At 61.4% G+C, this 24,176-nt stretch carries 20 protein-coding genes; 2 read left to right on the plus strand and 18 right to left on the minus strand.

Features of this window, described 5'->3' with window-relative positions; all coding sequences use genetic code 11:
- Nucleotides 1-1,161 (minus strand): carboxyl transferase domain-containing protein (locus B3F77_RS00005; protein WP_293602970.1); only part of this gene is annotated, 1,161 nt, incomplete at its 3' end.
- Between the two features lie 14 nt (nucleotides 1,162-1,175).
- The gene (locus B3F77_RS00010) at nucleotides 1,176-2,903 is read right to left on the minus strand and encodes an AMP-binding protein (RefSeq protein ID WP_293602971.1); all 1,728 of its coding nucleotides are present in this window, start codon (nucleotides 2,901-2,903) and stop codon (nucleotides 1,176-1,178) included.
- Nucleotides 2,904-3,029: 126 nt separating this feature from the next.
- Here B3F77_RS00010 and B3F77_RS00015 point away from each other — a divergent pair, with 126 nt between their 5' ends.
- Nucleotides 3,030-4,088, plus strand: coding sequence for an AraC family transcriptional regulator (locus B3F77_RS00015; protein ID WP_293602972.1), 1,059 nt, complete (start codon nucleotides 3,030-3,032; stop codon nucleotides 4,086-4,088).
- A gap of 180 nt (nucleotides 4,089-4,268) precedes the next feature.
- Here the strand turns inward: B3F77_RS00015 and B3F77_RS00020 are convergent, their stop codons facing one another.
- The 9 genes from B3F77_RS00020 to B3F77_RS00060 form a co-directional block, all read right to left on the minus strand.
- A complete protein-coding gene (locus B3F77_RS00020; RefSeq protein WP_293602973.1) occupies nucleotides 4,269-4,928 on the minus strand; it encodes an HAD family hydrolase in 660 nt (219 codons plus the stop codon).
- A 63-nt stretch (nucleotides 4,929-4,991) separates the two neighbouring features.
- On the minus strand, nucleotides 4,992-5,387 hold the full coding sequence (locus B3F77_RS00025; RefSeq protein ID WP_293602974.1) for a YchJ family protein: 396 nt from the start codon (nucleotides 5,385-5,387) through the stop codon (nucleotides 4,992-4,994).
- A gap of 7 nt (nucleotides 5,388-5,394) precedes the next feature.
- Nucleotides 5,395-5,832, minus strand: a complete 438-nt coding sequence (locus B3F77_RS00030) for a rhodanese-like domain-containing protein (RefSeq protein ID WP_293602975.1) — start codon at nucleotides 5,830-5,832, stop codon at nucleotides 5,395-5,397.
- A gap of 27 nt (nucleotides 5,833-5,859) precedes the next feature.
- The gene (locus B3F77_RS00035; RefSeq protein WP_293602976.1) at nucleotides 5,860-6,990 is read right to left on the minus strand and encodes an acyl-CoA dehydrogenase family protein; all 1,131 of its coding nucleotides are present in this window, start codon (nucleotides 6,988-6,990) and stop codon (nucleotides 5,860-5,862) included.
- 45 nt (nucleotides 6,991-7,035) lie between these two features.
- On the minus strand, nucleotides 7,036-8,217 hold the full coding sequence (locus tag B3F77_RS00040; RefSeq protein ID WP_293602977.1) for an acetyl-CoA C-acyltransferase: 1,182 nt from the start codon (nucleotides 8,215-8,217) through the stop codon (nucleotides 7,036-7,038).
- 63 nt (nucleotides 8,218-8,280) lie between these two features.
- On the minus strand, nucleotides 8,281-10,095 hold the full coding sequence (aceK, locus tag B3F77_RS00045; RefSeq protein ID WP_293602978.1) for a bifunctional isocitrate dehydrogenase kinase/phosphatase: 1,815 nt from the start codon (nucleotides 10,093-10,095) through the stop codon (nucleotides 8,281-8,283).
- A gap of 2 nt (nucleotides 10,096-10,097) precedes the next feature.
- Nucleotides 10,098-10,772 (minus strand): carbonate dehydratase, encoded by a 675-nt coding sequence (gene can, locus B3F77_RS00050; protein ID WP_293602979.1) that lies wholly within the window; start codon nucleotides 10,770-10,772, stop codon nucleotides 10,098-10,100.
- Nucleotides 10,773-10,890: 118 nt separating this feature from the next.
- Complete coding sequence (locus tag B3F77_RS00055) at nucleotides 10,891-12,072, minus strand: isovaleryl-CoA dehydrogenase (RefSeq protein WP_293602980.1); 1,182 nt, start codon at nucleotides 12,070-12,072, stop codon at nucleotides 10,891-10,893.
- A 269-nt stretch (nucleotides 12,073-12,341) separates the two neighbouring features.
- A complete protein-coding gene (locus tag B3F77_RS00060) occupies nucleotides 12,342-12,737 on the minus strand; it encodes a MerR family transcriptional regulator (RefSeq protein WP_293602981.1) in 396 nt (131 codons plus the stop codon).
- 123 nt (nucleotides 12,738-12,860) lie between these two features.
- Between B3F77_RS00060 and B3F77_RS00065 the strand changes: the two genes are divergently transcribed.
- Nucleotides 12,861-13,952 carry an MBL fold metallo-hydrolase gene (locus B3F77_RS00065; RefSeq protein WP_293602982.1) on the plus strand — a complete coding sequence of 364 codons (1,092 nt, stop codon included), beginning with the start codon at nucleotides 12,861-12,863 and terminating at the stop codon, nucleotides 13,950-13,952.
- A gap of 6 nt (nucleotides 13,953-13,958) precedes the next feature.
- On the opposite strand, the gene B3F77_RS00070 is transcribed toward B3F77_RS00065, so the two are convergent.
- From B3F77_RS00070 to gmhB, 7 genes are all read right to left on the minus strand, one after another.
- A complete protein-coding gene (locus B3F77_RS00070; RefSeq protein ID WP_293602983.1) occupies nucleotides 13,959-15,566 on the minus strand; it encodes a sensor histidine kinase in 1,608 nt (535 codons plus the stop codon).
- Nucleotides 15,567-15,621: 55 nt separating this feature from the next.
- The gene (locus B3F77_RS00075) at nucleotides 15,622-16,263 is read right to left on the minus strand and encodes a response regulator (protein WP_293602984.1); all 642 of its coding nucleotides are present in this window, start codon (nucleotides 16,261-16,263) and stop codon (nucleotides 15,622-15,624) included.
- 118 nt (nucleotides 16,264-16,381) lie between these two features.
- Nucleotides 16,382-21,037, minus strand: a complete 4,656-nt coding sequence (locus B3F77_RS00080) for a PAS domain S-box protein (RefSeq protein WP_293602985.1) — start codon at nucleotides 21,035-21,037, stop codon at nucleotides 16,382-16,384.
- A gap of 34 nt (nucleotides 21,038-21,071) precedes the next feature.
- Entirely contained in the window at nucleotides 21,072-21,512 is a 441-nt protein-coding gene (locus B3F77_RS00085; protein WP_293602986.1) for a response regulator, read from the minus strand.
- A 173-nt stretch (nucleotides 21,513-21,685) separates the two neighbouring features.
- Nucleotides 21,686-22,657: a M48 family metallopeptidase gene (locus B3F77_RS00090; RefSeq protein WP_293602987.1), complete on the minus strand. Its 972-nt coding sequence runs from the start codon at nucleotides 22,655-22,657 to the stop codon at nucleotides 21,686-21,688.
- 43 nt (nucleotides 22,658-22,700) lie between these two features.
- Entirely contained in the window at nucleotides 22,701-23,468 is a 768-nt protein-coding gene (locus tag B3F77_RS00095; RefSeq protein ID WP_293602988.1) for a lysophospholipid acyltransferase family protein, read from the minus strand.
- A 137-nt stretch (nucleotides 23,469-23,605) separates the two neighbouring features.
- Entirely contained in the window at nucleotides 23,606-24,175 is a 570-nt protein-coding gene (gene gmhB / locus B3F77_RS00100) for a D-glycero-beta-D-manno-heptose 1,7-bisphosphate 7-phosphatase (RefSeq protein WP_293602989.1), read from the minus strand.
- Nucleotide 24,176: the final 1 nt, after the last annotated feature.

The raw sequence follows: 24,176 nt of genomic DNA on the forward strand, positions 1-24,176 counted from the left end.
GCCCACCATGAAGCCGGTGATGTTCTGCAAAAACACCAGCGGGATTTTTCGCTGGCAGCACAGTTCGATGAAGTGGGTCGCCTTGAGGGCCGACTCGCTGAACAAGATGCCGTTGTTGGCAATGATGCCCACCGGCATGCCTTCAATTTGGGCAAAACCGCAGACCAGCGTGGTGCCGTAGCGCGCCTTGAACTCGTCAAACTCGCTGCCGTCGACGATGCGGGCGATGATTTCGCGCACATCAAAGGGCTTGCGGGTGTCCGTTGGAATCACGCCGTACAGCTCTTCCGCTATAAATTTAGGAGCTAGTAGCGCCCGTCCTGCCTCGGCTACAGCCTTGTTTTTATTCAAATTCCTGACGGAAGTGCGTGCCAGCGCCAGCGCGTGCATGTCGTTCTTCGCGAGGTAATCAGCCACCCCGGACAGCCGGGTGTGCACATCGCCACCGCCCAAGTCCTCGGCGCTGACCACTTCGCCCGTCGCCGCCTTGACCAGCGGCGGCCCACCCAGAAAAATCGTACCCTGGTCTTTCACGATGATGCTTTCGTCGCTCATGGCGGGCACATAGGCGCCGCCCGCCGTGCAGGAGCCCATCACCACGGCGATCTGCGCAATGCCCAGCGCGCTCATGTTGGCCTGGTTGAAAAAGATGCGGCCGAAGTGGTCGCGATCGGGAAACACGTCGTCCTGGTTCGGCAAATTGGCGCCGCCCGAATCCACCAGGTAAATGCAGGTGAGATTGTTTTGCTGGGCAATCTCCTGCGCGCGCAGGTGTTTCTTCACCGTGAGGGGATAGTAAGTACCGCCTTTGACGGTGGCGTCGTTGCACACGATCATGCAGTCCACACCACTGACGCGGCCTATGCCCGTAATCAAGCCGGCGCAAGGTGCGCTGTCGCTGCCATCACGGTCGGGATACATCCCCAAGGCGGCCAGTGGGGCGAGTTCCAGAAAGGGCGTTCCCGGATCGAGCAGCATCTGCACGCGATCGCGTGGCAACAGTTTGCCGCGTGCCGTGTGTTTGGCTCTAGCCGCCTCGCCACCGCCTGCGGCGGCCTTGGCCAGCTGGACATGGAGATCGTCCACCAGCGCCCGCATGGCGGCGGCATTGGCCTGGAAGTCGACGGAACGGGCGTTGAGTTGGGTTTCGAGCGTGGTCATTGATCCGGTTTCTTTCAAGCGGTTTTGGCTTCTTCCAGCCCCAGCTGGTTTTTCATTTCGTCGCGAATCTTGAACTTCTGGATCTTGCCGGTCACCGTCATGGGGAAACCCGACACGAAGCGAATGTAACGCGGCACTTTGTAGTGCGCAATCTGGCCCTTGCAAAAGGCGCGGATGTCGTCTTCGCTCAGCGTTTCACCGGGCCGTATCACGATCCAGGCGCACAGCTCCTCGCCATAGCGCTTGTCGGGCAAGCCGACCACCTGCACATCCTGCACCTTGGGGTGACGGTAGAGGAATTCCTCGATCTCGCGCGGATAGATGTTTTCGCCGCCGCGGATCACCATGTCCTTGATGCGGCCGACGATGTTGACATAGCCCTCGGCGTCCATGGTGGCGAGGTCGCCGGTGTGCATCCAGCCTTCGGCGTCAATCGCTTCCTGCGTCCGGGCCGGATCGCCCCAGTAGCCGTGCATGACCGAGTAGCCGCGCGTGCACAGCTCGCCCGACACCCCGGTCGCAACGATGTCGCCACTGTCGGGGTTGGCGATCTTGACCTCCAGGTGAGGCTGCACCAGGCCCACGGTGGACACCCGCTTGTCCAGCGGCGTGTCGATGGAGCTCTGGCAGCTCACCGGGCTGGTTTCGGTCATGCCGTAGGCGATGGTGATCTGGCTCAGGTGCATATCGGTCATCACGCGCTTCATCACCTCGGTCGGGCACGGCGAGCCGGCCATGATGCCGGTGCGCAGCGTGGACAAATCAAATTCCGCAAAGCGGGGATGGTCAAGTTCGGCGATGAACATGGTCGGCACGCCGTGCAGGCCGGTGCATTGTTCGTCCTGCACGGTCTGCAGCACGGTCAGCGCATCGAAGCCGTCGTTGGGATAGACGATGGTGGAACCATGCGTGAAACACGCCAGGTTGCCCAGCACCATGCCGAAGCAGTGGTACAGCGGCACCGGAATGCACAGGCGGTCGGCCGGTGTGAGCTTCATGGCCTCGCCAATAAAGAAGCCGTTGTTCAGGATGTTGCGATGCGTCAGCGTGGCGCCTTTCGGGAAGCCGGTGGTGCCGCTGGTGAACTGGATGTTGATGGGGTCGCTGGCCTTGAGCGTGGCGGCGATGTCGGCCAGCCTCGGGGCATCAGGATTGCCGCTTGCCATCAGGGCGGAAAAGCGCATCATCCCCGCCTGCTCTTCACCCTGCCCCGCTTCGTCAATCCAGACCACGGTCTGCAGGTGCGGCAGTCTGCCGGATGCCAACTGTCCCGGCTGGGCGTGCGCCCACTCGGGCGCCAGCTCGCGCAGCATGCCGAGGTAGTCGCTGGTCTTGAAGCTTGCCATGCTCACCAGGGCCTTGCAATTGACCTTGTTGAGTGCGTATTCGACTTCGGCCGTGCGGTAAGCCGGGTTGATGTTCACCAGAATCAGTCCAAGCTTGGCCGTGGCCAGCTGCATCAGCACCCATTCGGCGTTGTTGTGCGACCAGATGCCGATGCGCTCGCCCGGCGCCAAGCCCAGGCCCAGCAGGGCGCTGGCGAGGCGATTCGCTTCACGCTGCAATTCGCGGTAGCTGTAGCGGCGGCGCTGGTGCACGCTCACCAGCGCTTCGTGCTCGGGCTGGCGTGCCACCACGGTGTCGAAGAAGGCGCCGATAGGCTGCTCGATCAGCGGCACGCCGGTGGCGCCGTGGGCGAGGCTGCGTGTCAGCGGAGTCGATGCGGAAAGGTCTGCGCTCATGGTTGTCTCCTTGCGGCCGCCAGCACGGGCGGGTTCGGACAGTATGGCGCAAGCATGGAAGCACCAGCTGATCCACACTGGCCATGGAGGTTGCAAATCGCGCCATCCATGGGCACACTTCATGTCATGACACCCCGCCTGACCCAACCCGCCCCCGGCAGCCCCCGCCCCGCCGGCGCGCCCGCCGTGACGCCGATGGCTTTTGTGCAGGCGATTGTGCTGGCTTACGACCGCCGCAGCCTGAGCCCCGACCAGGCACTGGCACTGGCACAAATCGCGCCATCCTCGCTGCTCAATGCCGCATCACGCATCACCGCCTCGCAGATGGAGCGCATCTCCGGCGCCGCCATGCAGGAACTGGACGACGAGGCGCTGGGCTGGTTCAGCCGGCGCCTGCCCTGGGGCAGCTACGGCATGCTGGCGCGCGCCTCGATCAGCGCACCCAGCCTGGGCGTGGCGCTCAAGCGCTGGTGCCGGCACCACGGGCTGATTGCTGACGACATCACGCTGACGCTAAATGTGACGGGCGACATGGCGATGCTGTCCATCACCGAACACCGCGACCTGGGCGCTTTGCGCGAGTTCTGCCTGGTCTCGGTGCTGCGCAACATCCACGGCCTGGCCTGCTGGCTGATCGACTCGCGCATTCCACTGCAGGGCGCGCAGTTTCCGTTTGCCGCCCCGCCGCACCAGAGCGTCTATGGCGTGCTGTTTTCAGGGCCCACTTCCTTCGATACCGCGCCGGCGCGCATCCGCTTTGACACGCGCTACCTGGCCCTGCCGCTGCGGCGCGACGAGCGCGCGCTGCAGCAGATGCTGCAGCGCGCACTGCCGCTCACGGTGCTGCAGTACCGGCGCGACCGGCTGCTGGTACAGCGTGTGCGTCAGGCGCTGGCCGCCCATCCGGCGCAGACCCACAACGCCGACGCCCTGGCGGCCCTGCTCAATGTTTCGCCGCGCACACTGCACCGCCAGCTGAGGGAAGAAGGCGCCTCGCTGCAGGCCCTGAAAGACGAGGTGCGCCAGGGCCGCGCCATCGAGCTGCTGCTGCGCACCGGCCGCCCCATCAAGCAGGTGGCCGAGGCGGCGGGCTTTCACAATGAAAAGAGCTTCATCCGCGCCTTTAGGGGCTGGACGGGCGAATCCCCGGCCGAATTCAGGCGCTCGGGCCAGCCTTTGACGTGAGTGCTCACCTTCGTGGCCCACCGGTTTTCCGGCAATCTCGACGTGCCGAAACCAACGCCCGCACTCAAGGTGCCACGTTGGCGGCTCGTTCACAGCTTCCGTCGACAAGTTTGTGCATCCGCACAGGGAAAACCGTTAAACACGATGCCTACTAAACAAGCAGCCGACAAACCAGGCCGTTTAGGCCGCCGCCAGCAGTTGCGGCAACTCGGCCATATGACCGAACAGGTGGCTGGCACCGGCCTGCCGCAAGGCCGGGCCGTATTCGGGCAAGGGGCAATAGGCCCAGACCGTGGCACCTGCCGCGACCCCAGCCGTCACGCCGATGGGCGTGTCCTCGATCACCAGACAGCGCTGGCCTGATGCGCCCAGGTGCGCCGCAGCGGCCAGATACACATCGGGCGCGGGTTTAGAGCGCGGCATTTCGTGGCCGCTGAAGATGCGGCCGTCAAAGAAGTCCATCAGCCCCACCTGGAGCAGCTGCATTTCCACCTTGAAACGGTCCGCGCCCGACGCGCAGGCAATGCGCTGCGCCACATGGGCATGCGCCGCGGCCACGGCCTCGTGCGCGCCCGCGATGGCCTGCAGTCGGGCCTGCAGCTCGCGGTTGCGCCGCACGTAGAACTCGCTCATCCAGTCCTCGGTCAGCGGCTGGCCGGTGCGCGCCTCGATGGCGGCGCGCTCGTCGCGCACCGATTTGCCGACGAAAAAACGCATGCATTCCTCGGGCGTGAGCGACCAGCCCCGTTCCTCCAGCATGTCACGCAACACGCCGTTGGTGATGGGCTCGCTGTCCACCAGCACGCCATCGCAGTCAAACAACACGGCTTCAAACGTCATGATTACTCTTTTTTTGATAGCTGCTCATACCCGTCGTTAAAGGGCTAGATGCATATTTCATGCTTAAAACTGGTCGCCGTCCACATACAGCCAGCGGCCCTGCTCGCGCAGGAAGCGGCTGCGCTCGTGCAGGCGTATCGCCCGGCCGGCCTCGCGCCAGCGTGCCACAAAATCCACTTCGGCGTGCTCGGCGTCCAGCACACGGTGCGCACGGACGTCAAGCCCCAGCCATTTCGCAGCCGCGTCCAGTTCCAACTGCGGCGGGCGCGTGCTGGCGTGCCAGGTGGCCAGCAGGTAGTCGCGCCGCCCCCGCACAAAGGCGCTGTAGCGCGAACGCATCAGGCTTTCGGCGTCGGGGGCCGGTGTGTCATGGTCCAGATAGCGGCCGCAGCAAGCGGCCCAGGCCAGTGGCTGGCCGCGCGCATCGGCGCGGCCACAGGGGCAAGTGTCCACAGCCATGAGCCGTTCAGCCTTTGGGGTGACGGCGCGCCGCATGGGCCTGTCGGTGCGCTTCCAGGCTTTCGGTCGGCGCGCCCTGCTTCACCCATTCGGCAAAGCCGCCGTCGATGTGCGCCACGTTGGTCATGCCCATGTCACGCAGCGCCTTGGTGGCCAGCGCACTGCGCCAGCCCGCACCGCAGAACAGGATGAATTCCTTGGACTCGTCGCCAAAGACCGGCTTGAAATAGGGTGATGCCGGGTCCACCCAGAACTCCAGCATGCCGCGCGGGGCGAGGATGGCACCGGGCACGGTCCCTTCACGCTCCAGCTCGCGCACATCGCGGATGTCGACGATCTGCACCTTGGGGTCAGCCTGCCTGGCCTGAACTTCTTCGACCGAGTAGGTCTTGACCTGCGCCATGGCCTCATCGACCAGCGCACGGAATCCTTTGGTAATGGGCATGCTGCTTCTCCTTGATGGTTAAACGCGTTAAGCCAGCGCCCGCTGGATGATGATCTTCTGCACGTCGCTGGTGCCTTCATAAATCTGGCAGACCCGCACGTCGCGGTAGATGCGCTCCACCGGAAAGTCGCTCACATAGCCGTAGCCACCCAGCGTCTGGATGGCGGCGCTGCAGACGTCTTCGGCCATTTCGCTGGCAAACAGCTTGGCCATGGCGGCCTCTTTCAGGCAGGGCTGGCCGGCATCGCGCAGGCTGGCGGCGTGCCAGATGAGCTGCCGCGCTGCTTCAATTTTTGTCGCGCATTCGGCCAGCCGGAAGCCGACGGCCTGGTGATTGAAAATGGCCGTGCCGAAGCTTTGACGCTCCTTGGCGTAGCTCAGCGCGCATTCAAACGCGCTGCGCGCCATGCCGACGCTCTGCGCGGCGATGCCAATGCGTCCGCCTTCGAGTCCGCCCAGGGCAATCCGGTAGCCTTCACCCTCGCTACCGATCAGGTTCTCGGCCGGGATGCGGCAGTTGTCAAAGTTGATTTGCGCCGTATCGCTGGAATGCTGGCCCAGCTTGTCTTCCAGCCGTGACGCCGAATAGCCGGGCGCATTGGTCGGCACGATAAAGGCGCTCATGCCCTTTTTGCCAGCGCCTTTGTCAGTGACGGCAATGACGATGGCCACCTGGCCGTTCTTGCCGCTGGTGATGAACTGCTTGACGCCGTTGATCACGTAGCCGTCGCCATCTTTCACCGCGGTGGTCTTGAGCGCCGAAGCATCGCTGCCCACGTGCGGCTCGGTCAGGCAGAACGCGCCCAGCATCCGGCCCTGTGCCAGCGCTATGAGCCACTGCTTTTTCTGCGCCAGGTTACCGTAGCGCATGAGGATGGCATTGACCGGGCAGTTCGTCACGGAAATCGCCGTGCTGGTGCCGCCGTCGCCAGCGGCGATTTCCTCGAGCACCAGCGCCAGCGTCAGGTAGTCGAGGTTGGCCCCGCCGAATTCCTCGGGCACGCAAATGCCGTAGGCGCCGAGTGCCGCCAGGCCCTGGTGCGCCTCTTTCGGGAAATGGTGCTCCTTGTCCCAGCGCGCGGCATGGGGCCAGAGTTCTTCTTGCGCAAAGGCGCGCACGGCGTCGCGAACCAGCTCCTGCTCTTGATTGAGTATCAAATTGACCTCCAGCCCTTTGTTTACCTGCGCAGCTAGCTATATTATTTATAGCAACTCAAGCGCCATCGCCGTGCCCTCGCCACCGCCTATGCACAACGTGGCAATGCCTTTTTTGAGCCCCCTGGCCTTCAGCGCGTAGATCAGCGTGACAATGATGCGGGCGCCGCTGGCGCCGATCGGGTGGCCCAGTGCACAGGCGCCGCCGTTCACGTTCACGATGTCGTGGCTGATGCCCAGCTCTTTCATGGCGGCCATGGGGACCACGGCAAAGGCTTCGTTCACTTCCCACAGGTCCACGTCCGCTACGGCCCAGCCGATTTTCTTGAGCAGTTTTTTCACGGCACCCACGGGCGCGGTGGTGAACCACTCGGGCGCCTGGGCAAACGTGGCGTGCCCGACGATGCGTGCAATGGGCGTGGCACCCAGCGCTTTGGCGGTGGAGGCGCGGGTCAGTACCAGCGCTGCAGCGCCGTCGTTGATGGACGAGCTGGACGCTGCCGTGATGGTGCCGTCTTTCCTGAAAGCGGGCTTGAGCGTCGCAATTTTCTCGAGCTTGACCTTGCCCGGGCCTTCGTCGATGGAAATCACGGTGTCGCCGGCACGTCCTTTCACGGTGACCGGCGTGATCTCGTCCCTGAAGGCGCCAGACGCCGTGGCCTCCTTGGCGCGCTGCACGCTGGCCACCGCAAAGGCGTCCTGCGCCAGGCGGGTGAAGTTGTATTTGTCGGCGCACTGCTCGCCAAAGGTGCCCATGGCGCGACCTGGCTCGTATGCGTCTTCCAGGCCGTCGAGCATCATGTGGTCGTAAACACGGTCATGGCCGATGCGCATGCCGCTGCGACCTTTGAGCAGCAAATACGGCGCGTTGGTCATGCTTTCCATGCCGCCGGCGACCATCACATCACGGCTGCCCGCGAGGAGCTGGTCATGCGCCAACATGGCGGCTTCCATGGCGGAGCCACACATTTTGGAGAGGGTGACGGCGCCCGTGCTGGCCGGCAGGCCGCCTTTGAACCCGGCTTGCCGCGCAGGCGCCTGGCCCTGGCCCGCCATCAGGCAATTACCGAACAGCACCTCGTCCACTTTTTCGGGTGCCAACCCTGAGCGCTCGACGGCGGCCTTGATGGCGGCGCCGCCAAGGTCGTGCGCTGCAAGGCTGGCGAAATCGCCCAGAAAGGCGCCCAGGGGGGTGCGGGCGGCACCGAGGATAACGATGGAATCAGACATGGTTTTCTCCTTGAAAAATGACAATGAAAATCAAAGTATCGCGCAGGGCCCCAAAGCGCCAGTTCACTCGGCGTTCTCCCCGCCGTGCAGGACCACAAAGCGCTTGCTGCGCTCATACGGAAACACGTCGTACACATGGCCGTCCTGAATCCGTGCCTGGTGGCTCTGCCAGAAGGCCGCATCGAGAAGATCGGCGTGGTGCTTCATGAACACTTCGCGTACGGCGTCATTGCCCAGCAGGAAGGGCCCGAAGGTTTCAGGGAAAATGTCTTTTGGCCCGACCGAATACCAGACCTCGCCGTTCATTTCTTCTTCTTCATTGCGCGGCGTCGGCACCCGGCGGAACTTGCAGTCGGTGATGTATTCGATCTCGTCGTAGTCGTAGAAAACGACTTTGCCGTGACGGGTGATGCCGAAGTTTTTCCACAGCATGTCACCCGGGAAAATATTGGCGGCGACCAGGTCCTTGATGGCGTTGCCGTATTCGACCACAGCGCGCTCAATCTGGTCTTTTGCGGCGGGCTCGGTGACGCCGACATCAAACGCTTCCTGCAAGTAAATGTTCATCGGAATCATGCGCCGCTCGATGTACACATGCTTGATGATCACTTCCATCTTGCCGTCGCCGTCGCGGTCACTGATTTCAAGCTGGCTGGGCGCAAACTTTTCAATCTCGGCAATCAGCTCGTCATCAAAGCGATCGCGCGGAAACGCCACCTCGCTGTACTCCTGCGTGTCAGCCATGCGGCCCACGCGGTCGTGCTGCTTGACCAGCAGGTATTTGCCCTTGATCTGTTCGCGCGTGGTTTCTTTTTGCGGTGGGAAGTAGTCCTTGATGACCTTGAAGACATATGGAAACGACGGCAGGTCAAACACCAGCATGACCATGCCCTTGATGCCGGGCGCGATGCGGAACTTGTCGGTGGAATGCCGCAGGTGGTGCAAGAAGTCGCGGTAAAAAAGTGTCTTGCCCTGCTTGGCCAGGCCCAACGCGTTGTAGATTTCCGCGCGCGGCATGCGCGGCATCATGCTGCGTAAAAATTGCACGTAGGCCGACGGAATGCCCATGTCCACCATGAAATAAGCACGCGCAAAACTGAAGAGGATCAGCAGGTCATCCTCGCCAAACAGCGCGGCGTCGATGACCAGTTTTCCGCTGGGGCCGTGCAGCACGGGCAAGGCGAACGGCAGTTCGCTAAAACCGTTGATGACTTTGCCAACAACGTAAGCGCCCTTGTTGCGGAAAAAGAGGCCCGACAACACCTGTATCTGAAAGTTGGCGCGCAGCTTGACCTCGCCCAGCTGTTCGTTCATGGCCTGCAGGACGTAAGCTGCATCGCGCTCGAGGTCTTCAAACTCGAGGCGCAGATTGAAATCACGCACCAGCCTGACGATGGTCTGGGGCATGCTTTCATGGGTCGGGTAATAGGCCCGGTAGGTCGGCCGCGCGGTGGGTTCGTCGTTTTCGATGTACTCGGTGCTGATGGCTGGCCGGACAAAAATGAAATCGTTATGAAAATAGCTGCGGTGCAGGATTTTGGTGGTGACCGAATTGAAAAAGGTTTCGGCCAGCTCGGGCTGGTGGTGATCGACCAGCAGCCCGATGTAATGCAGCTTGACCTGATGCCAGACGTCCATGGACTGCTCGCCCGCCTTGAATTCGCGCTCCAGCCGCGTTGATGCTTCCCGCACCCGCAGGTCGTAAAACTCGATGCGCTCGCGCTGGGCGCGTTGCTGGCCGTGCCAATCTGCCGTCTCAAAGCGGTGCTTGGCGCGCGCCGACTCAGTGCGGAACAGCTGGTAATGGCGGTTGAATCCGTCCCTCATCGCTTTGGCGATGTCATAGGCAACAGTCGAGTCGAGGCGCTGGGGAAACATGCTTAGTCCTTTTGGCGGAGCGCATTCCAGACATCCCAGACACGGTCTATGGCCTTGCGGTACAAGGCATCCAGCTGGTCGGGACTGGAAACGGTCATCTGCAGATCCTGCAGCAGGCCGTCATGCACACCAAAGGTCCAGCCGTGCACAGCGACTTTCTGGCCGCGTGCCCAGGCGTCCACCATCACGGTGCTGACCGACACGTTCACCACCTGCTCGATCACGTTGATGTCGCACAGGGCGTTGGCGCGCATCTCTTCGGGCAAGCTGTCGAGCAACTGGCGGTGCCGGTGGCGTACGTCCTGAACATGGCGTATCCAGTTGTCGGCAAGACCAATGCGGGCGGCTTCCAGCGCAGCCTGCACGCCTGAGCAGCCGTAGTGGCCCACGACCATGATGTCACGCACCTTGAGCCGCTCCACCGCAAACTGGATGGCCGACAAGGCATTGAGGTCTGAGTGCACCACGATGTTGGCGACGTTGCGGTGAACAAACACCTCGCCCGGCTCCAGCCCGGTGATCTGGTTGGCGGGCACGCGGCTGTCGGAGCAGCCGATCCACATGTACCTGGGGTTCTGCTGCTTGACCAGGCTGGTAAAAAAGCCCGGCCGCTCGGCCTCCATTTGCGCGGCCCAGGCGCGGTTGTGGCTGAAAAGCTCTTGAATGGATGCGGTCATGCAAACAATCTTAATCTGTTGACGACAAAGCTGGCGGCTTTGACGCTGCGGTCTGCGAGATCTAATCAGTTGGGGACAGAGCTTGCGGCTTCGCCGCTGCGGTCTGTCCCGCAAGGTTTCACATCGTTTCAGCAAACAACTCGCGACCAATCAGCATGCGGCGGATTTCGCTGGTGCCGGCACCGATTTCATAGAGCTTGGCGTCGCGCCATAGGCGCCCCAGCGGGTACTCGTTGATGTAGCCATTGCCGCCGAAAATTTGCACGCCCTCGCCAGCCATCCAGGTGGCCTTTTCAGCGCACCAGAGAATCACCGAAGCGCAGTCTTTGCGCACCTGGCGCACATGCTCGACGCCGAGCAGGTCCAGATTTTTCGCAACGGTGTAAGCAAACGAGCGTCCGGCCTGCAGCACGGTGTACATGTCGGCCACCTTGCCCTGAATCAGCTGAAATTCACCAATGCTCTGGCCGAATTGCTTGCGGTCATGGATGTAGGCAACGACGTTGTCCATCACCGACTGCATGATGCCGAGTGGCCCGCCCGTGAGCACGGCGCGCTCATAGTCCAGCCCGCTCATCAGCACTTTGGCCCCGCTGTTCAGGCCACCGAGAATGTTTTGCGCCGGAACTTCCACGTTGTTGAAGACCAGCTCGCCGGTGGAGCTGCCGCGCATGCCCAGCTTGTCGAGCTTCTGCGCGATGGAAAAGCCCTTCATGCCTTTTTCGATGAGAAAGGCGGTGACGCCACGCGCGCCCAGCTCGGGTTCGGTTTTAGCGTAGACCACCAGGGTGTCGGCGTCCGGCCCGTTGGTGATCCAGAACTTGCTGCCATTGAGCAGGTAATGCCCGCCCTTGTCCTCAGCCTTGAGCTTCATGGAGATCACGTCGCTGCCGGCGCCAGTCTCACTCATGGCCAGCGCCCCGACATGTTCGCCGGAAATCAGCTTGGGCAGGTATTTCTGGCGTTGCTCTTCCGTGCCGTTGCGTTTGATCTGGTTGACGCACAAATTGCTGTGCGCGCCATACGACAGGCCCACCGAGGCGCTGGCGCGGCTGATCTCTTCCATGGCGATCATGTGCGCCAGGTAGCCCATGCCTGCGCCGCCATATTCTTCGCCCACGGTAATGCCCAGCACGCCGAGCGCGCCCATTTTTTGCCACAGGTCCATCGGGAACTGGTCGTTGCGATCGATATCAAAGGCGCGCGGTGCGATCTCGCTCTGTGCGAATTCGCGCACGGCATCGCGCAGGGCGTCAATATCTTCGCCGAGCTGGAAATTGAGTCCTGGCAGGTTGGTCATGATTCAAGTCTTTCGCTAAAGGCTGTTAAGCGCGTGCTGGCAAGTTGCCGGGCGCGTGGTTAACAAGTGGTTAATAGGTTTTGGGAACGGGGACTATGGTTTGCTGCATCAGGCCCTGGCGTAAAAAGCTCGCTTCGATGCGCCGGAACAGCTCTGACGGCGTGCTGGGTGCGTCCATGTGAATAGCCTTTGGGGAGGTGTTCTGGCGATGTTTAGAGGCGCTTGTTTGATTGACGTTTACGTAAACGTCAATTGCGGTCAATTATGGCCTATGTTGACTTCTGCGCTTTGCCAAGCAGCGCTTTGGTTTCTTTTTCGTGGGTGCGAATCTCGTCCAGATTGGCCTGCAGGTCCAGCATCTGCGCTTCCAGCTTCTTGCGGTGCTCGGTCAGCACGGCCAGAAATTTCTTGAGTTGCGGGGCTGTGTCGCGCGGGCTGTCATAGGAGTCGATGATTTCCTTGGCCTCCACCAGCGACAGACCCAGCCGCTTGGCGCGCAGCGTGAGCTTGAGCCGCGTGCGGTCCCGCGCCGTGTACACGCGGTTGCGCCCGCCCGGCCCCTCACGCTGGGGCTGCAGCAGGCCCATGTCTTCGTAAAAACGCATGGCGCGCGTGGTCAGGTCAAACTCTTTTGCAAGATCGCTGATGGTGTAGGTGGTGGCCATGATGAGAAGGAAAGTACAAACAGAAGCAGACAGAGGCAGAGGCGACAGCGCGATGCCCGCGCCATCCCTACAATCGATTAGCTATGACGTTTACGTAAACGTCAAATATACCGTGAATACTGAATGAACCTCCTCGAACAGCAACTTGACTATCCGTTTGGCACTACCCTGCCCGAGACGGGCACGGCCCTGGAGATTGCGCCGGGCATCAAGTGGATACGCATGGCGCTGCCGTTTGCGCTGGACCATATCAACCTGTGGTTGCTGCGCGATGCGATTGATGACCCGAACCAGACGGGCGGCAAACGCCAGGGCTGGAGCGTCGTGGACTGCTGCATCAGCAGTGAGGCCTCCAAAGCGCAATGGGAAGCCATTTTTACCACCCAGCTGGAAGGCTTGCCGATTCTGCGCGTCATCGTGACCCACATGCACCCGGACCATATCGGCCTGGCGCACTGGCTTTGCCAGCGCTGGACCACGGAGCAGCAGGTGTGCCGTTTGTGGATCAGCGCCACCGACTACTATTCCGCACGCATCGGCTCCAGCAGCACCACGGGCTTTGGCGGAGACAGCGCGGCCCGGTTTTTTGCCGCGCATGGGCTGACCGATCCGGAATCCCTCGAAAAAATCCGGGGCCGGACCCGCTATTACCCGGGCATGGTGCCCAACGTGCCGGACAGCTTTTGCCGCCTGATGGAGGGGCAGGTCATCAGGATTGGCGGGAAAGACTGGCGCTGCATCAGCGGTTATGGCCATGCCCCGGAGCACATCGCACTGTACTGCGCCGAAGCTGGAATTCTGATCAGCGGCGACATGGTGCTGCCGCGCATTTCCACCAACGTGAGCGTCTACGACATGGAGCCCGAATCCAACGCGCTTGCCCTGTTTCTGGCGTCCATCGACAAATTCATCCCTCTGGACCCGGACACGCTGACCCTGCCCTCGCACGGGAAACCTTTCCGTGGGCTGCCTACGCGAATCAAGCAACTGAAAGAGCACCACCGGGACCGTCTGGCCGAAGTGATGCAGGCCTGCACGGCCAGCCCTTGCAGCGCAGCAGACATCCTGCCCGTCATGTTCAAACGCAAGCTCGACTTGCACCAGACCACTTTCGCGATGGGCGAGTCCATTGCGCATCTGCATTTACTGTGGTTTGACGGCCAATTGCAGCGGACACTGGACCGTGACGGGATTTACCGCTTCAGCGCGGCCTGACAGACCTTAAAGGTCGCTTGCTGCACCTTGCGGAAACGCCATGAAAAAACTGGCACCGGCCTGCTCGCTGGTTTCAGCCCATACGTGGCCACCGTGTCTTGCGGCAACGCGCTTGACAATCGCCAGACCCAGGCCATTGCCGGAAAAGTCGGCGGACGAGTGCAAGCGCTGAAACGCCGTGAAAAGTTTGGCGCTGTAGGCCGCATCAAAACCGGCGCCGTTGTCCGTCACCTGCAACACCAGCTCGCCGGGTGTTTTGCCAGGCAGTAGCGCCACCTTGATCCATGCCTCGGTCTTTTTGGACGTGAACTTCCAGGCATTTTCCAGCAAGCACACCAAGGCCGTCACCAGGAGCCTCTTGTCGCCTGCCAGCGGCAGAGTGGTCTCCATCTCGAACATCACGACCCGGCCCGGGTCCCGTTTGCGCAAATCGGCGATGAGGGCATTGCATATCGGCAGCAAATCGATCTTTTCAATAGTTCCGGACCGCTGCGGCAGCTGAACCAGCGTTCGCAAGTCGTCAATCAGCCTGGCCAACTGGCGGGTGCTGGCCTGAATGCGGCTGACATAATGCCGCCCCTGCTCGTCCAGCACCGCCGAATACTTTTCCGCCAGCCTCGCCGCGAAACCATTGGCCACATGCAAGGAGTCCTGCAAGTCGCTGGACATCGCCTGCGTGAAGGCGGCCAAATCGCGTTGGGTGTTGTTCAGCTCGCTTTGCTGTCTTGCCATCTCCTCCTCCAGCACTGCATTGACCCGTCTCAGGGCACCGTCGGCAAGGTAGCGCTCAGTGACGTCCGCCAGGCTCACCAGAACGGCCTGGTGGCCATGCCAGTTAAAGCGGCCCCAGGCCAGTTCGACCAATACCAGTTGCCCATCCATTTTCCGCTGCTTGCACAGTCGCAGCTCGGGCTGGAGGTCCCTGCCCTCCTGGCTGGAACCCAGGGAGTTCAGCAGCGCGGCGCCCTCCCCATCGGGGAATAGCGCACCCAGGCTGAGTTTCACGAACTCCTTGCGCCCAATGCCGTAAAACCTGACGGCTGCCTGGTTGACGGCAAGAATCCGCAGCGAGACGCCGTCGAAGATCCACATCGCGTTGGGGTTGGACTCAAAAATCAGCTGGTTATAGCGCTCGCTGTCCTCCAGCGACTGCTGCAGCCTTTGCGTGGAGGACACGTCCCTGAGGTTGACAATGAACCCCGAGGGTTGCCGCCTGAAGGTATATTCGACCCAGTTGCCCTCAAAGGTTTGATTGGCAACAAAGGCATGCCGCGCCGAAGAACTCAGTGCCTTGTCCGTGGCGCTTTGATGCTGCTCTGCAATTTCTTCCGGCACGGCATCCCAGAAATCACGTCCTGACACGGCCGGCAGCGTGCAGTGCAAGAACTCAAGCGCCCGGTCATTGGCCTCAGTGATTTTTCCACTCACGTCGAGCAGCACGACACCCTCGGCCAAGTCCAGAGGCCCCCAAGCCAGCGCCACTGGCTCCGCCTGCGGATCCCCGCCTTGCTGGCCGCAGTCTGGCCCCAGCCGCCGGGCCGCCACCCCTTGCGCGCTGCGCTCGGGCAGTCTGCCCGGCTGATTCATCTTGAGTTTGCTTAAGAGTCGGCGCATGGGTTGCGGTCTGGCTGCGCGTCTTCAGAGCGGGGTGCGACCGACGAACATCACGCTAACGCCACTTGGCGTTGGCCGCCACCAGCGCGGTCAGATAGCCCTGCAACCAGTCAAAGTTAACCGGTTTTTGCAGCAGGTCGGCATGCGGTGGAAGACCGCCCCGCGCATCAATCGCCTCAGCTTGCAGGCCGCTGATCACAACGATCTGCATGTCCGCCAATTGCTGGTTACGTTTGAGGGCTTTCAACATTTCGAAGCCATCCACGCCGGGCATGGACAAGTCGGTGATCAGCAAATCCGGCCGCATGCTGGCAATGTCCATCAAGGCATCGAGTGCCGAGGGCATCCAGGTGCAATCTATTGGCAAATCCCATTCCTCAAACTGGCAGCGGTACAAGTCCCGGGTGCTTTCATCGTCCTCCACAATCAGCACGCGCAAACGATGCTTGGGGTCGGTATCGACCCGCGCAAGTTTCGGGCTGTTTTTGGCCAGATAGGCATTGAGGGACTGCAGGGCAATGCGGCGGTGGCCACCCAGCGTTTTCCAGGCTTCGACTTCCCCTTTTTCAACCAGCGACTGCACGGTGGCGACCGACAAGCCCAGGAGCTTGGCCGCATAGCTCGTGCCACAGTAATCCTCGCTGGAAAAGTCTGGGGCCGTAATGGCAGCTTCGAAGGATTTAGGCTCAGACGACATGGCCGCACACCGAGTTTGTAACATTTTTCATTTATGCCATTTTAATCAGTTCAAACGAGTCACGAACGACATCAATGCTGGAAAAATCGGGGCGTATGGCGGGGTAAGGTGGCTGCGCTCAGACAGCAACCGGCACTTTGGGCAGCGTAAAGAAAAAAGTGGCCCCGCGCCCGGGTGCGGCATCAGCCCATAGCTGGCCGCCGTGCCGCGCGATCACGCGGCTCACCGTTGCCAGCCCAATGCCAGTTCCAGGAAACTCCGAAACCGCATGCAAACGCTGAAACGGTTTGAAAAGCTTGTCGGCATAGGCCATGTCAAAGCCGGCGCCGTTGTCACGCACAAAAAATACCGGCAATCCTGCAGCATCGGTTTTTTGGCCGACGCTGATCTCGGCCTGGGCTTGTTGCGAGCTGAACTTCCAGGCATTGCCCAGCAGGTTGTCCATCACCACCCGGACCAGCCCCGCATCACCCTGGGCCTGCAGGCCACTTTCAATGTGAAGCGCCACATGGCGCTCAGGCTGGCGCGCCTGCCACTCACCCAGAATGCTGCGGGCCAGCACCGACAGGTCCACCGGCTCATGGCGCAATTGCACGCGCGACACCTGCGCGAGCGACAACAGGTCTGCAATCAATTGCCCCATCTGCGCCACACCGGCCTGGATGCGCGACAGGTAATGCCGCGCCTTGTCGTTGCCGATGTCACCGAGCTGCTTTACCAGCAACTGGCTGAAGCCGTTAATCGTATTGAGCGGCGAGCGCAGATCATGAGAGACCGAATACGAGAAGGCTTCGAGTTCCTTGTTCGACAGGCGCAAGGCCGCTTCGATGGCCTTGATCTCGGTGATGTCCGAGTCGATACCGACCCAGAAGGCCAGCTCACCCTGCTTGTCAAGCACGGGTGACGCCCGGTAGCTCGTGGTGTGGTAGCTGCCATCCTTGGCCCACAGACGCCGGATACCCGCGTAGTCGGACCGGCTCGCACTGGCCGCTTCCCAACGCGCCTTGACGTCGGGCAGGTCGTCTGGATGAATGGCGGCATAGGCTGCTTGGGTACTACCGGTCCAGTCCTCCAACTGGCCGCCCATCATGTCCAACCACGCACGGTTGAAATAGGTCAGGTTCCCGTCCGGGTCTTTGGTCCACACCACCTGCGGCGCCTGCTCGGCTACTGCACGGAACAAGGCCTCCTGGCGCGCCAGCGCGACGGTGCGCTCGGCAACTTTTTTCTCCAGCCCGGTATTGAGCTGGCCGACCTCTTCGATCAGTCGGGCATTGTCTATTGCGCTTGCAGCCAGCTGGCCCAGCTCCATCGCGACATACTCATCCTGTTGCGTGAACTCGCCTTCGTATTTGTCAGACAGCTGCAGCAGCCCGATGTTGTTGCCCTCTCGCCCCGTCAGCGGTATCGCCAGCCAGCCCCGCATAGCGGGGTGCTTGCCGGCATAACTGCCAAAGCCGCGCCAGCGCGGGTGCGCTGCGAGCTCGGCTTGCGTCATGCGCAGAGGGCGGTTGTTCTCGCAGACCAGGGCGTAGATACCGCTGCCGTCCACGGGTTCGATCAGGTCGCGGTATTGCGCATATTTCTCGGACAGTGAAAGGGCGTGGATGGCCTGCGTCCAGTCGCCGCCAGTCGTGAGGCTTATCAGCGCCTGGTGCGCGCCTATCACTCCGCGCGCCTGTTCTGCCACCTCTTGCAGCGTGCCTTGCAGCGTATGGTGCCAGGTGATGGCCTGGGCTGCGTCGGTGGCGCGCTGCAGCGTGAACAGGTAATCCTGCACATCCTTTTCAGCTTTAACCTGGTCGCTGATGTCCAGCGCCACGACAAAGCGCGCCGCGCGGCCGGCATGTTGCACGGACTTCGAAAAGGCCTCCACCGGAAACACCGAACCGTCTTTGCGGCGGTGCTGCCAGTTTCCCTTTCGCCAGCGTACTTGTTCGGCCAGCAACTGTCGCAAACGGCCATGCTCTGCCTCGGGGCGAATATCGAAAATTGTCATCGCCAAGAACTCCTTGACCGAATAACCGTAGCCTTGAATGGCCGCCTTGTTCACCGCCAGGAACTGTGTGGTGGCGATGTCGTACACCCACATGGGCACCGGCGCCGCCTCAAACAGCGCCGCATAGCGCTGCTCGCTGTCAATAAGCGCCTGCTCGGCAAGCTTCCTCTCAGTGATATCCTCGTAAATACCCAACAAGGCGTTCACTTTTCCTGCAGCATCGTGGATGGGTACCTTGGAAGTCCGCAGCCAGATGGTGTGCCCGTCCGGCGTGCTTTGCGGCTCTTCATAGCCGAGCTTCGGCATATCCGAATCGATCACGCGTCTGTCGTCCGCCCGGTACCGATCGGCCTGCTCGCGCCACGCTATCTGGTAATCGTCCTTGCCGATCAACTCTTTCGTATTCGACAAACCGGCATCGTGCGCAAATGCAGTGTTGCCGCCGAGATAGCGCAACTCCAAATCTTTCCAGAAGATGCGGATAGGCGCATTTTCCACGATGCCCTTAAGCAAATCATTCGATTTCCGGAACATCTCTTCCGTTTGCTTGCGCTCGGTAATGTCGCGCCCGACCCTCACCCAATGGGTAACCCCGCCTGTGGCATCGGCAACGGGAACGATATCGAGTTCGAGCCAGAACTCTTCCCCGCTCTTGGTGTAGTTGATCAACTCGGCCCGCACGGGCTGCCGCTTTTGGAGCGCCGCACGGATGCGGTCGAGCTCTGCCCGCTGGGTGTTGGGCCCCCACATGATGCCCGGTGCTTTACCCAGCGCCTCTTCGCGGCTATAGCCTGTGTGGCGCTCAAAGGCGGCATTGACAAAAACGATGCGCTGGTCCGGCTCCTCCAAAGACCCGGGTTCGGTGATCACCAGCATATCGTTCAGGTGGGAAATGCAGGTTTCAAGCAGGCGCATTTGCGCCTGCGATTCGTGCTGCTCGGTGATGTCTTGCAGTGCACCGACGAGGCGCACCACCTTGCCGTCCTGCAACAGCGAGCAGCCCTTTGTGCGAACCCAGATGCGCCGCCCTTTTGCAGTGATCATCGGCAGTTCCAGGTCCCAGGAGCTTGCATCTTGAATCGCTGCCTCGATCGCGGCCCTCATCACCGGCTGCGCTTCAGGCGCATAAAAACTTATAGCGCCCTCAAGCCCGACGCCTGCCCCTGGATCAAGCTCACGAATGCGGTAATTCTCATCAGACCAGCAGAGCGTCATGGTTTCCATGGTCAGTTCCCACCCACCCACCTTGGCCAGCGCCCCGGTGCGGTTCAGCATTTCGGTGTTGCGGACTACGGCCAGTTCCGCCAGCTTGCGTTCCGTGATGTCCTGAAGCACACCAGCGCGGCGCCTCCCCTGCTCGCCCTCAGCGTTGACATGGGCCCGGCCGAACTGATGAATCCAGCGCACCTCGCCGGCAGACGTGACGACGCGGTACTCAACGTTCCGCGACATGCCGGCGTGAACGGCAGCGTTGCGCCCGGATTTATAAGCCTCACGGTCGTCCGGATGGACCCACTGAAGAAACTCGTCATAGGTGTTGCCAAGAAGTGCGCGGTCCACGCCCAGCAGGTCGTAGACCTCATCGGACCACCAGACCATCCGGGTATCGAGGTCACTCTGCCAGTAACCGATGCGCCCGAGGCGTTGCGCGTCCTGCAATTTTTCCTGGACCGCCTGGCTGCGCGCCAGCTCAGCCTCCAGCGCATCGCGCTGCGTCTGCAAAGACCCGGCCATGCGGTTGAATCCGGCGGCGATTCTGGAAAACTCCCCCGCGTCATCCCCCGCGCGGATCGGGATGCGCACATCCAGCCGGCCCTGCTGGACCTGCCGGGTTGCCTCAAGAAGTTCCGTAGTGGGCTTCACGATGGCGCGACCGCCCATCATCCAGGCAAGCCACCCGCCGAGAAAGCCCAGCAGCGCCAGAAGCAGGAACTCCAGCCCCAGCTCCTTTAGAGGGGGCCCGATTACCCCGGCCCTGTCCACGCTGACCGCCACAAAGAAAGGGAAGTCCGCGGATTTTCCGGCCGGCAGGAAGGCAAAAATCCGCTGGCGACCTTCACCATCAAGGCCTTCGCCAACACCGGTGCGCATGGTTTTGACCGCGTCCTGAAGGAACGGGCTCGGCACCTGCTGACCGACCATTGCAGGATTTGAGGGATTGACGGCCAGCACTATTCCCTGGCGGTCCATGATCACAAGACGAGCATCGGGCGGCAAGGGCGCATCGGCCAGCGCTTTCGACATCTCGTTGAGGTCAACGGAGGCAAAGACTACAGCGGTGACCTTTCCCTCGCTGTTCATCACGGGCATTGCAAAGGGGAGGCCCGGTTTTCCAGTTGCCCGGCCCATAAAGTACCCACCGGTCACAAAACCGCGCCGCGCCACGGCCTGCTGAAAATAATCCCTGTCCCCAGCAAACAGGGTCTTGCCGTTGCCCAGGCCACGACAGAGAAAGTACCCGTCAAGACCCATGACGCCCAGATTGGCATATACCGGAAGCTGGTCTTTCAGGGTTTTGAGATAACGCTGGCAGTTCGCGGTTTTGCCATCCGCCAGCCCCGGCGCATTGGCGATCGCCAGCAGCAGCTGGTACGCCGAGGCGGCAACCCGTTCCTGGTTGGCCGCCAGCAATGAGGCCGCGACCTTCAGATTGTCAGAGGCCCGGCTGATGGCGGCGTCTTCCTGCCACCAGGCCTCGACCATCGACAGGCCGAACAGCGGGACAATGGCCGCCAGCGCCAGCAGGACAAGGCGGGTCCGCAGCGTGATCTTCATCGCGTCAGACTTTCAAGGGGTGCGGCGTGGAGCGTCAAACCGCCGCAACGGATTCATTGACGTCGAGCCAGTAGGCCTGCAGGCGATTGATCTTTTGGGTGAATTCTCCGAAATCGACCGGTTTGCAAACAAAGCTGTTGGCGCCACTCTGGTAACAAGCCACCATATCAGAGCGTTCGCTGGAAGACGTCAACATGACCACAGGCACCAGCGCGCTGAGCGGATTGCTTCGCACCCTGCGCAGCACATCCAGCCCTGACAGCTTGGGCAGCTTCAAGTCGAGCAGGATGAATGTCGGCTGCTTGTGGGTGTCACGGCCGGCATGGCGGCCCTGTCCAAACAGGAAGTCCAGCGCTTCGGCGCCATCGCGGGCCACTACGATTTCAGCGGATACACCGTGCTCTTCCAGCGTCAACACGGCCAACTCCAAGTGATCGGGGTTGTCTTCAACCACGAGTATCAACTTATCGTTCATGGAATCCCTTTTAAAGCGCGCTTGTCAATTTTAGTAATTTTAATAATTTATGATGATTTATGATGATTTATGATGAATATATTACCAATTTATGTGACTTTATACTGCTTTTTACTACGGTAATTTCCCTCGCAGCCCTCTGCACCCGCATCTGGAAACCTCAACTCTCGGCATCACCACCGCGGAATGGCATCATCCCTGAGCTGGCCGCGCAATTCCGCGTAGTCGGGCACCACCGCGCGCACGGTGTCCCAAAAGCGCGGGCTGTGGTCCATGACCCGCAAATGGCTCAGCTCGTGAACCACCACATAGTCCATCACCGAGGGCCTGAAGTGCACCAGCCGCCAGTTCAGCCGAATCGAGCCGTCGGCACTGGCGCTGCCCCAGCGCGTGCCTGCGCTGGAAAGGCTGAGCTTGCGCCACTGCACGCCCAGATGCGGTGCGAAATGATCCAGTCGCTCGGTAAAAATCCGCTTGGCCTGGCGCATCAACCAGGCTTGCACGGCATCGCGGATCTGCTCGGGCGTGGCGCTGTGGGGCAGACCCACATGCAGGGTCAAAACTTCGGCGGCGCTGGTTTTGAGTTCGGCGCCGACGCCTGCAAACGCATGGCGCGGATCGATCACCACGCTCACCGGCTGGCCCAGGAAAGGCAGGGTGGCGCCGTCTTTCCAGTCAATGCGCGCGGACTCAAGCCGATCGTGCCGCTCGCGGGTCTGTTGCAGCTTTTTGAGAATCCAGCCCGACTTCTCCAGCACGGCCTTGTCAATTTCATAAAGCGGCACCCATTTGGGCGCACTCACCGCAAGCCCGCTGGCGCCCACCGAAAATCCGATGGTGCGGCGTTTGCTGCGCCTGAATTCATAGGCCACCACGATGTCATTGAGCATGGCTTCACGCGTGGCGCGCGGGTGGGCAAAGGTGGCGGGCGCCAGGGCCTGCTGCAAGGTTTGAAGGGGAAGCGGGTGGCCGGCTGGCGCCTGATATGCTACTGTTTCAATAGCATACTTATCCCGGTCCGACTGGACTGGAGGCATTTTTCTTGCTAAATCTGGCAATTTTTCAGCGCTGACAGGGTGGGCCGCTAGCGCTGCAGGCGCCGGCTCAAAGAGATCCAGGGTGAACCGAAGAAGCCTTTGCATCATGGCAGTTTAGCGGGGCGCTGCCGGACAAGACCGCTCAGACGCCTTAAGCATGGGTCCCGGCTGCCGCTGCGCCGCCGCCCGCATAGGCCTGCGGGTCGAGCCGGTGCATTTCAGCTTCGATCCAGTTCTCGACTTCCCGCATCAGTTCGTCAGGTTTGCGACCGACGCTGCTGATCGGCTTGCCAATTGAAAAGTCCACCACGCCCGGGGTCTTGATGAAGGCCTTGCGCGGCCAGCATTTGCCTGACGTCACTGCAATCGGAATCACCGGCGCGCCGGTCTCAATGGCCAGCCGCGTGCCGCCGGATTTGTAAACGCCTTTTTGACCGCGATCAATCCGCGTTCCCTCTGGAAACATGATGACCCAGGTGCCCTGGCTCATCAGCCGCTTGCCCTGCGCGACCACCTTGCTGAAGGCCTGAGCCCGCTGGCTGCGGTCGATGTGGATCATGTCCATGCGCGCCATCGCCCAGCCAAAAAATGGCACATAAAGCAGCTCTTTCTTGAACACATAGGCCAGCGGATGCGGCATCAGCGCCACCATTGAAAAGGTTTCCCAGGTGCTCTGGTGCTTGACCAGCAACACGGCGGCGCTGGTCTTGCCTGTGGGCAGGTTCTCCATGCCCGTCACGCGATTCTGGATGCCCAGAATCAGCGTGCCGCTGTTCACCGCCAGGCGCAGCCACGCGGCGCACATCCAGTAAATCCGGGTACTGCTCAAAAACGGCGCGGCAATCACGACAGCAAGCGCCCACGGGATCACCGTAAGGGTCAGCCACAGCATGTGCAGGATGGATCGAATCAGGGGCATGTCAGGTGTTCCGGTGCTCGGGTGGATGGTCAGGTCGATTTTGCAGCGGCTAGCGCTTCAAATAGATTTTTAATGGTATTTAACTGCTCTAGCCCATATAAGACGGGCACAAGCAGCTATTATTTTTATAGCGATAACTACACAGACCGGGCGCTGCGCTCCAGGATGAACTCCACAAACGCCGACAAATCGGGGTGCAGCAGGGTGCCCGCCGGCAAGCCTTCGGGTTGCCCGCCCCCGCGATCTTCCCGGTAGTGCGCCGACTTGCCGCTGAGCACCAGGTGCGGCTCGCACCCCGCCGCAGCGCCCGCCTGCACATCACGCAGCGAGTCGCCGACTGCGGGCACCTCCTTGAGCGGCACGCCAAAACGCGCACCGATCTGTTCAAACAGCCCCGGCAGCGGCTTGCGGCAGTGGCAGCTTTCTTCCGGGCTGTGCGGGCAGTAAAACACCGCATCAATCCGTCCGCCGACGGCGGCCAGCAGCTTGTGCATCTTGGCGTGTATGGCGTTGAGTGAAGCCACGTCAAACAAGCCCCGCCCCAGACCCGACTGGTTGGACGCGATCACCACATGCCAGCCCGCATGGTTGAGCCGCGCAATCGCCTCCAGCGCACCGGGCAGCGGTATCCATTCGTCGGGTGTTTTGACGAAATCATCACGGTCGCAGTTGATGGTGCCGTCGCGGTCGAGGATGATGAGTTTCATG

Origin of the sequence: Polaromonas sp. UBA4122, assembly GCA_002381615.1 — a bacterium.
Classification (GTDB): domain Bacteria; phylum Pseudomonadota; class Gammaproteobacteria; order Burkholderiales; family Burkholderiaceae_C; genus Polaromonas.

Bases quoted from the DNA above. Each gene is read 5' to 3' on its own strand.
- B3F77_RS00020 (WP_293602973.1), bottom strand. From the start codon at position 4,928: ATGACGTTTGAAGCCGTGTTGTTTGACTGCGATGGCGTGCTGGTGGAC.
- B3F77_RS00065 (WP_293602982.1), top strand. From the start codon at position 12,861: ATGAACCTCCTCGAACAGCAACTTGACTATCCGTTTGGCACTACCCTG.
- B3F77_RS00055 (WP_293602980.1), bottom strand. From the start codon at position 12,072: ATGACCAACCTGCCAGGACTCAATTTCCAGCTCGGCGAAGATATTGAC.
- B3F77_RS00090 (WP_293602987.1), bottom strand. From the start codon at position 22,657: ATGATGCAAAGGCTTCTTCGGTTCACCCTGGATCTCTTTGAGCCGGCG.
- B3F77_RS00070 (WP_293602983.1), bottom strand. From the start codon at position 15,566: ATGCGCCGACTCTTAAGCAAACTCAAGATGAATCAGCCGGGCAGACTG.
- B3F77_RS00015 (WP_293602972.1), top strand. From the start codon at position 3,030: ATGACACCCCGCCTGACCCAACCCGCCCCCGGCAGCCCCCGCCCCGCC.
- B3F77_RS00040 (WP_293602977.1), bottom strand. From the start codon at position 8,217: ATGTCTGATTCCATCGTTATCCTCGGTGCCGCCCGCACCCCCCTGGGC.
- B3F77_RS00030 (WP_293602975.1), bottom strand. From the start codon at position 5,832: ATGCCCATTACCAAAGGATTCCGTGCGCTGGTCGATGAGGCCATGGCG.
- B3F77_RS00010 (WP_293602971.1), bottom strand. From the start codon at position 2,903: ATGAGCGCAGACCTTTCCGCATCGACTCCGCTGACACGCAGCCTCGCC.
- B3F77_RS00060 (WP_293602981.1), bottom strand. From the start codon at position 12,737: ATGGCCACCACCTACACCATCAGCGATCTTGCAAAAGAGTTTGACCTG.
- B3F77_RS00025 (WP_293602974.1), bottom strand. From the start codon at position 5,387: ATGGCTGTGGACACTTGCCCCTGTGGCCGCGCCGATGCGCGCGGCCAG.
- B3F77_RS00085 (WP_293602986.1), bottom strand. From the start codon at position 21,512: ATGAACGATAAGTTGATACTCGTGGTTGAAGACAACCCCGATCACTTG.
- gmhB (WP_293602989.1), bottom strand. From the start codon at position 24,175: ATGAAACTCATCATCCTCGACCGCGACGGCACCATCAACTGCGACCGT.
- B3F77_RS00095 (WP_293602988.1), bottom strand. From the start codon at position 23,468: ATGCCCCTGATTCGATCCATCCTGCACATGCTGTGGCTGACCCTTACG.
- aceK (WP_293602978.1), bottom strand. From the start codon at position 10,095: ATGTTTCCCCAGCGCCTCGACTCGACTGTTGCCTATGACATCGCCAAA.
- B3F77_RS00075 (WP_293602984.1), bottom strand. From the start codon at position 16,263: ATGTCGTCTGAGCCTAAATCCTTCGAAGCTGCCATTACGGCCCCAGAC.
- B3F77_RS00080 (WP_293602985.1), bottom strand. From the start codon at position 21,037: ATGAAGATCACGCTGCGGACCCGCCTTGTCCTGCTGGCGCTGGCGGCC.
- can (WP_293602979.1), bottom strand. From the start codon at position 10,772: ATGACCGCATCCATTCAAGAGCTTTTCAGCCACAACCGCGCCTGGGCC.